This window comes from Aliiglaciecola lipolytica (genome assembly GCF_018860635.1).
GTDB lineage: Bacteria > Pseudomonadota > Gammaproteobacteria > Enterobacterales > Alteromonadaceae > Aliiglaciecola > Aliiglaciecola lipolytica_A.
Map to the genome: position 1 here is coordinate 38,555 of NZ_JAHKPT010000028.1, position 9,092 is coordinate 47,646.

Below are 9,092 nucleotides of genomic sequence, written 5' to 3' on the forward strand. Positions count from 1 at the left end.
GTCGCACTGACTAGTCTTTCTTCCGTTACAGGGCGCATTTCGATTAACATATTGTGGCACTTTACTCTGCATATATTAAATAATAGTCATTAATTTAATGAATAGACTATAGTCATTATTACGACCAAATAGTAATTTTGGTTAGCATTTTTGGTAATGATCAATTTAATTTCTTGGTTGACAATGAAATTCGGGTTAGTTACTTTAATTTAACATATACACCAGCAGTTGCGCGTGCATGTTGACGTTAATTGGATTGTTAAGATCTCTGGTTATCAGCTACACAACGTAATAATTGCAAGATTTCATTCTGGTATAAACAAACATTTACTCTTGGAGAACAACTTATGTCAATGACAGGTAAAGTAGCTATTGTAGCTGGTGGTGGTCGAGATATTGGCGCTGCCTGTGCAGTAGAATTAGCATCGAGAGGTGCGAGCGTTTTGTTAACCTATCATGCCAGTGCCACAACAGCACAAGAAACGGTGGCTAAAATTACTGCCGCTGGTGGCAAAGCGGTCGCTGTGCAAGCCGATTTAACCGAGCAAAGCAGTGTTGATGCGACCGTAAAAGCTGCATTATCAGAATTTGGCGCTATCGACTGCTTAGTCCACGTTTCTGGTGGCTTGGTTGAGCGCAAAAAAATAACCGAAATGGATTTAGCTCACTGGAAAAAAGTACTAGATGTGAACCTAACTTCGCTGTTTTTAATGTCGCAAGCTGTAATCCCGCATATGAAACCGGGCAGCTCTATCGTCACTTTCTCTTCTCAAGCTGCTCGTGACGGTGGTGGCGGTGGTGCTATCCCTTATGCAACGTCTAAGGGCGCTGTATCAACCTTTACCCGTGGTTTAGCCAAAGAGCTAGGTCCTAATATTCGGGTTAATTCGGTTTGCCCTGGGATGATTTCAACTGGCTTCCATGACACTTTCACTCCAGATGCAGTGCGAACTAATGTGGCTGGGGCGACTTGTATCAAACGTGAGGGAACTTCAGAAGAAGTGGCTAAATTAGTTGGATTTTTAGCTGATGATGACTCTTCGTATATGACGGGAAATAATGTTGACATAAACGGCGGGTTACTTTTCTCATAATAAAACAATAGCTTATCAAACTAGTTTGAAAAGTCTGGGTTAAGTGACAGGGCTATTTTGATAAGTTAGGTAGTGAATTTCAGGGTCTCTTTTAATGGGGCCCTTTTTTTGTAATTAAACTCTTTTAAAAACAACGGGCTACCATTTGGTATTACCAATAATGGCGCTATTGGTAATAATAAATGTTAATGTGTGGTTGACACAATGTTGTTGAATTGGTTACATTGTCTATTCGATATTCATTACTTTAATTATTGCAATTCAAAGCCTAAGCTTAGTTGACGCACAAGTAATAGTGTCAGTAACAAATAAATCATGTATGGTTTCCACTACATACAATGCCAACCAGAGCTCATCGTATTAATAATACTGAAAGGGTTCTACTTATTTTTAAAAATGGAATTAGGTCGTGTTGAATGTTTGCTAAAAAATTCTCTTTTCCTCGTATCGTCGCTCTTACCATGGTTGTTTCAGTTGTGGGTTGTAGCGCATCTTCTCAAAATGCTGACACTAGCAAAAACTCAACTAGCCAATCAGCTTCTGCTGAAATGCTCAAAACCGCAGATGGTATTTTGATTAACAACCAACAGCAGTTTTTAGAAGCAGCGGCGTCATTACAACCTGGCGATACCTTAATTCTCGCTGACAAAGAATGGAAAGATTTTGAAATTCTTTTAAAAGGTAAAGGCACAGCTGAAAAACCAATTACCCTAAAAGCCCAAACCAAAGGCAAAGTCATTTTAACCGGACTTTCTAACTTACGTTTATCTGGTGAATATTTGGTTGTTGAAGGACTCGTATTTAAAGACGGATACAGCCCCACTGGTGAAGTGATTTCGTTCAGAGAAGACGCTAACACCTTAGCTTATAATTCACGGGTAACCGAAGTCGTTATTGATGGATTTAGCAACACGGACAAATTTAATGCGGATAAATGGGTTGTTTTATACGGCAAGAATAACCGTTTTGACCACAGCCATTTAGAAGGTAAAAACAATGCTGGTGTGACCATGGCGGTTAGACTGAATACAGAAGATAGCCAACAGAACCATCACCGCATAGATCATAACTACTTCGGTCCACGTCCAATCCTTGGCTCTAACGGTGGCGAAACACTGCGTATTGGTACCAGTAAGTACTCTTTAACAGACTCTTTCACAGTGGTTGAAAATAATTACTTTGAACGTTGTAACGGTGAAGTGGAAATCATTTCTAATAAATCTGGTAAAAACCAATTCCTTAATAACGTATTTTTAGAAAGCCGCGGAACCTTAACTCTACGTCATGGTAACGGTAACGTAGTCGAAGGCAACGTATTCTTCGGTAATGGCAAAGACCATACTGGTGGTATTCGTGTCATCAACGCTGACCAAACCATTCGCAACAACTATATGGAAGGGTTAACAGGAATTCGTTTTGGTGGTGGCTTTACTATTCTAAACGGCGTGCCTAATTCAACTATTAACCGCTATCATCAAGTTAAAAACGCGACAATCGAAAACAACACTATTGTTAACGTCGACAACATTAACTTGGCTGGCGGCAGTGACAGTGAGCGTACTGCAACACCAATTGACAGCAGCTTTTCAAATAATTTGATCATCAATGCTGACGGCAGTAATCCTTTTAAAATATTTGATGATGTTTCAGGTATTACCTTTGCCAACAACATTGCCAGCCAGTCTCCACAAGAAGAGATTGCTTCAGGTTTCACAATACACAAAAGTGATTTGGTCAGAGGCGATAATGGTCTTCTTCAAAGTGCCAGCGCACAGCAAGCCAATGTTGGTGCTGCAGCGTCACTTAAGCCTATTGCTAAAGATGAAACCGGTGTAAGTTGGTATCCTAAAGCCGACGCACCTGTTGAGTTTGATTCTGCAGGTGTGGTGAATGTTTCTTCAGCCGAAGAGCTTATGAAAACAATCGGTGAAGTAGCAGACGGCAGCGTCATAATGCTTGCGCCAGGTAACTATGATCTAAACAAACAACTACAAGTGAAGTCTGTGGTAACCCTTAAAGCCGCTACTCCACGTTCCGTTACTCTTTATCCAATGCGCTCTTTGACTTTTGAAATAGAAGATGGCGGCAGCTTGAAATTAGATGGACTGAATATTTCAGGCGTTAAAACTCCAGACAATGCAGGTAATGTGTTAATTAGAAATACCAAATTACCCACCCTGCATAATTACAAATTGACCATCAACAATACGCATATCACCGATTTAAATGTGAACCACTCGGCCCATGTGTTTGACTCTGGTTATCGCAGCATGGCCGAAAATATTGAGATTACTGATAGTGTTTTCAAAAATATCACGGGTGATGTTCTACGCTTAGACAAAGAACAAGATGATTTGGGCATTTATAATGCGGAATACGTCACTATCAAAAATTCTAGTTTTGTGAACATTGAAGGTGCGGTTGCGAAAGTCTATCGTGGCGGTACAGATGAAAGTACTTTTGGTCCACATTTTAGAATGACCAACAGCACAGTTGAAAATGTTGGTGGCGGCAAACGTAATAAATCTGCTTCTGCTATCTTCCTTTTAGGTGTTCAACAGACTCTATTAGAGGGAAATCAGTTTACGCAAAGCAAGGTCATCACTATCGATCATACTGTTGGCGAGCCGCGTACCCAGATATTGAACAATACATTTACTAAAACACTTTTACCGGTAGTGACAGAAACCTTTGCTAAGGGTCCTTCTACTGCGGTTATGAAAGGTAATGTTTCTAAGTGAAGCAATAAAACCAAGACAGCGAAACCGTGCTCACCTAGTCTTATAAAGAATATGTGAGCACGGCATTATGCAAGGGTTTCGAGATTAATGAAGGTTCTAAAAGTTAACCAACAAACGTAATCATAAACGTAAAGAATAATATTATTAGCATCAGGTATAGGTAAACATAAACATGAAGAATTTAAGATGGTGGGTTATTGCTCTCGTTGCTCTGGCAACGGTAGTGAACTATATCGACAGACAATCCTTGAGCGTACTCTGGCCATTCATGGGTAAGGAAATTTATCCTGAAAAAACTGATGCAGAGTTGAAAGAAGTCTACGGTATTATCAGTATTGTTTTCTTATTCTCGTACGCGTTTGGACAAGCGTTATTTGGTAAGATTTTCGATTGGGTCGGAACCCGAATGGGTTTCGTACTGTCCATCGGAATCTGGTCTTTGGCGACGATTATGCACGCCTTTGCCCAAGGTATCTTAACCTTTAGTATCTTTAGATCGATTTTAGGTATTTCTGAGGCAGGTAACTGGCCCGGCGCTGCTAAAGCGAATGCGGAATGGTTTCCAACCCGTGAAAGAGCGCTAGCTCAAGGGATATTCAACTCAGGCGCAGCAATCGGCGGGATAGTTTCAATTCCGTTAATCGCCTACCTTGCATTGTTTTTCAGTTGGAAAGCAATATTTGTGATTGTAGGTTGTACCGGACTACTTTGGCTTATTCCTTGGTTGATTGTTGTTAAATCTCCTCCTGGATCTCACCCTTGGATCACTGAAGAAGAGCGCGAATACATACTGACTGGTCAGAAAAATGAAGTGAAATGTGAAAATGGCATCAGCGCGCCAGAGTACACACCAACTACAGGTCAACTGTTATCTCATAAACAAAGTTGGGGCGTAATTATTGCTACCGCAGCAATCGACCCAATCTGGTGGTTGTTTATTGTTTGGATTCCTACCTATTTGGTTGAAGTCTATCAAATGGATGTTAAGGGCTTGGCGATTTACGGTTGGGTTCCTTATGTTGGTGCGATGCTAGGCGCATGGTTTGGTGGCCTACTTGCTCAAAATCGTCTTAAAGCCGGCTGGACAGTAAATAAAACCAGAAAACTGGTTATCACTATGGGTTGCTTAATCATGCTGCCTGCATTGTTAATGCTGTCTGACCCAGGTGGAGAAGTTGCTGCTGTACTTATTATGGCGACCATCTTGTTCGGTTTCCAAACCTCTATTGGTAATGTTCAAACACTGCCAAGTGATTTGTTTGGCGGAAAATCTGTTGGTACTTTATCGGGCTTTGCTGGGATGGCCGCTAAGTTGGCTGCCGGTGTGTTGATTTATCTAGTGCCCTCATTAACTGCCGACGGTAACTACACAGTGGTATTTGTGATTGGTGCTGCGTTAGCGATACTAGCAATGGCAAGTATTTGGATATTGTGTCCTAAAATAGAGCCTGTAGAAGCCAAATAGTGCTGTGGGTTTGTTAAAGATGTGGGGGAGTTCAATGTTAAGTTTACGCAGTATTTGTTGTAGTTCTCTGATCGGCCTAGCTGTTTCAGCTGCGCCTTTCGGTTATGCAAATCAAGCAACTCAAGCAAACAACCAAAGCTATATACCTGAGTCTCACCGGGCCCTTGCTGACGGTGTTTTGCTAGGTAACTTTGACTCTCTCGATCCAACTAAAAAGCCAAGTGAAAACTTTGATTTGTTAGATTGGACACTGACACTACCTACCGACCTTAATAAAGATAAAAAAGCCGATATCATATACGAAAGACCATTAAGCGGCGGCTTTGAGCTAAAACCGCTTTTTTATACAGCAGATGATGGTGGGATGGTTTTTGCCTGTCCCAATGTAGGCGCTAAAACCTCCAAAAACACCAAGTACGCTCGAACTGAACTTCGTGAAATGTTAAGGCGTGGAAATACTCGTATTAAAACCCAAGGCATAACTGAAAATAACTGGGTATTCGATGCAGCTCATGGCTCGGTCAAAAGGAAAGCGGGTGCCATTGAGGGGAGCTTAGAAGCGACCTTAGCGGTGAACCGCGTGTCAACCACCGGCGATGAGAAAAAGCTAGGGCGGGTTATCATTGGCCAAATCCATGCCACTGATGATGAACCTATTCGACTCTATTATCGCAAGCTGCCTAATAATTCTAAAGGTTCGGTGTACTTTGCTCATGAAATTAATGGTGGAGATGATGAGTGGATAAACCTAATTGGTACGCGCTCACACACCCTAGCTAATCCGGAAGATGGCATCGAATTAAACGAAAAGTTTAGTTATAAGATCACGGTCGAAAACAATATTCTTTTCGTCACTTTGATTCGCCAAGGCAAACCCAATATCACCAAATCATTTGATATGAGTGACAGCGGCTACCACAAAAATAACCAATACATGTATTTTAAAGCCGGTGTTTATAATCAAAACAACGGCGGCGAACCCAAAGATTACGTGCAAGCCACTTTTTATCATCTAGACAATCAGCACTAGTAGCATGGCCTTCAGGCCGTGGAATCCATCACATCACCCACGGGGTTAAAACACCCGCCTACAGGTGGAATCTGTACATCATGGTAAACGCGGGTTGTAGCATGGCCATTAGGCCATGGAATCTATCTAATCCCCCGCGGGGCTAAAACACCCGCCTACAGGGGGGAATGGGACGCATCATGGTAAACGCGGGTTGTAGCATGGCCTTCAGGCCATGGAATCCATCGAACCACACGCGCGGGGTTAAAACACCCGCCTACAGGGTGGAATCCGATACATCATGGTAAACGCGGGTTGTAGCATGGCCTTTAGGCCATGGAATCCATCGAACCACACGCGCGGGGTTAAAACACCCGCCTACAGGTTGGAATCCGATACATCATGGTAAACGCAGGGTGTAGCGTGGCCTTTAGGCCATGGAACCCATCAAATCACCCGCGGGGTTAAAACACCCGCCTACAGGTGGAATCCGATACATCATGGTAAACGCAGGGTGTAGCATGGCCTTTAGGCCATGGAATCCATCGAACCACCCGCGGGGCTAAAACACCCGCCTACAGGGGGGAATGGGACGCATCATGGTAAACGCGGGTTGTAGCATGGCCTTTAGGCCATGGAATCCATCAAATCATCCACGGGGTTAAAACACCCGCCTACAGGTGAAATCCGATACATCATGGTAAACGCGGGTTGTAGCACGGGCTTCAGGCCATGGAATCCATCAAATCATCCACGGGGTTAAAACACCCCCACTATTTTACGCTTTACTCGCTGGCGCTATAACCTGTGTGACTATTCTTAATTTCGTAAAAGGTGGCCTGGGCGTATTCATCAGGATCACTTGAATTATTCAGGTGATAAACCCCGACTTTGAAATAATGATACTGGCCGTCTTGGTCGTACAAGCTTTCGCTCATATCGTAATTGGCAACCACATCACTTTTTCCTTCACGGCTTATTGTCACCGTCAGCAAATTAACGTTAACACTAATCTGATAACTAAACTTCTCGTCCAATGCGATCCCATCTGAAGGATTACTCGCTGAATTGCTTCTCGAACCTATCATCTCAACATAGGTTTCAATATTATCACCGTCGCTGTCTTTAACACGACTCTCGTGAGCAAAGTAGACAGAACCGAGATTATTGCCCGGCAGTTTTCGATAATATAAACGCACAGGCTCATCATCGTTAGCATGGATCTGACCAATCACTACCCGTCCAATTTGATAATCTTCGCCTGTGGTTGTGACTTTATTAACCGCTAACGAAACTCGCAGGTCTCCGTCTACGCCGCCAGCATTAGCTTGACCTTGTGAGGAAGCACTGGCAAAAACCCAGTTATTTTTGTTTACACCTTGAGTGCTAATTGATGTGTTACCGCGGCGTAACATTTCTCGCAATTCTACCCGCACATAACTTGTGTTTTGCGAGGTTTTAAAGCCGTAACTTGGTGAACGCATGACTATGCCATTGTCAGCAGAAGCATAAAAATACTCGGAATTGGTGTAACCCGCAGCTAGTTCAGTCTCAAAAATGGAGTCTGAAGTTCCGCTGTTATCCTCATCAGTTGGTACACTTAAATACCAATCTAATAAGTCGATACCCACTTCATTGGGGAAAATATCTGCAAACTCGCCATTTGCCTCTTTGCAGCTATGGACTTGTATCTCGACAATACTGTTGAATGTGTTTTCACTGTTTCCATCAGCAATAATCTTGATGTAGCGAGCATCAGACTCGACCAAGTTGACCAACTCAAAGCCGCTGTGCTTGCCACTTGATTCTGCGTCGTTAAGCACACTAGTCCAACTGGCATTTTGAAGTGAAGTATCCGCCGAGGTTTCTACCGAAAAGTAGGCATTACGTTCATTGCCTTTGTACCACTTAATCGTTAAAGCCCCGACTACTTTGCTACTACCAAGATCTAGTATTAACTCTTTATTTGAGCCATTACTTGTCCATCTTGATTCAGGAGTGGTCAATCCATCAACCGCATTTGCAGGTGGATATCCACTTTCAAAACTACCATCATCACTAGCAGCAGTAATAGCGTATATCTCGTTTACACAGACCTCTGGTGTAGGCTCAACAACCACTGGAGGAATGACTGGTGGCGTTGCGGTACTTCCACTACTTCCGCCACAAGCACTGATCCCAATCGACAACATCATGACTATCAAGGCATGGACCTTTTGGCTTTGATTGTGGCTATGTAACCGCTTTCGAAACATACGTTTCCCCTACAAAATGTAAAATTAATGTTACTTCAATAAAAGGATTATATGCGTAAAAATTAGTTACTCCAAGAATAATGTAAGACCAATTTGAGTTTTTGGTTATATTTGTTTGGTTAACCAGAATCCGACGTCTCTAAGGGGATTTATCGCCTTTGTAGCATGGCCTTCAGGCCATGGAATCTATCTAATCACTTGCGGGGCTAAAGCACCCGCCTACAGGGTTGAATCCATCAAATCACACGCGCGGGATTAAAACACCCGCCTACGGGGGGAATGCAATACATCATGGTAAACGCGGGGTTGTAGCATGGCCTTTAGGTCATGGAACCCATCTAATCACTCGCGGGGTTAAAGCACCCGCCTACAGGGTTGAATCCATCAAATCACACGCGCGGGATTAAAACACCCGCCTACGGGGGGAATGCAATACATCATGGTAAACGCGGGGTTGTAGCATGGCCTTTAGGCCATGGAATCTATCTAATCACGCGCGGGGTTAAAACACCCGCCTACAGGGTTGAA

General features: G+C 43.0%; 5 protein-coding genes. 4 read left to right on the plus strand and 1 reads right to left on the minus strand.

Annotated features, from left to right (window positions below; genetic code table 11):
- Positions 1-347 precede the first annotated feature (347 nt).
- The 4 genes from KO530_RS16120 to KO530_RS16135 all read left to right on the plus strand — a co-directional run bounded on the left by KO530_RS16120 (position 348) and on the right by KO530_RS16135 (position 6,330).
- On the plus strand, positions 348-1,094 hold the full coding sequence (locus KO530_RS16120) for an SDR family NAD(P)-dependent oxidoreductase (RefSeq protein WP_216049486.1): 747 nt from the start codon (positions 348-350) through the stop codon (positions 1,092-1,094).
- A 416-nt stretch (positions 1,095-1,510) separates the two neighbouring features.
- Entirely contained in the window at positions 1,511-3,835 is a 2,325-nt protein-coding gene (locus KO530_RS16125) for a chondroitinase-B domain-containing protein (protein WP_216049487.1), read from the plus strand.
- Between the two features lie 172 nt (positions 3,836-4,007).
- Positions 4,008-5,300, plus strand: coding sequence for an MFS transporter (locus KO530_RS16130; RefSeq protein ID WP_216049488.1), 1,293 nt, complete (start codon positions 4,008-4,010; stop codon positions 5,298-5,300).
- A 34-nt stretch (positions 5,301-5,334) separates the two neighbouring features.
- On the plus strand, positions 5,335-6,330 hold the full coding sequence (locus KO530_RS16135) for a polysaccharide lyase family 7 protein (protein ID WP_216049489.1): 996 nt from the start codon (positions 5,335-5,337) through the stop codon (positions 6,328-6,330).
- Between the two features lie 764 nt (positions 6,331-7,094).
- Here KO530_RS16135 and KO530_RS16140 read toward each other — a convergent pair.
- Positions 7,095-8,564 carry a polysaccharide lyase family 7 protein gene (locus tag KO530_RS16140; protein WP_216049490.1) on the minus strand — a complete coding sequence of 490 codons (1,470 nt, stop codon included), beginning with the start codon at positions 8,562-8,564 and terminating at the stop codon, positions 7,095-7,097.
- Between the last annotated feature and the right edge of the window lie 528 nt (positions 8,565-9,092).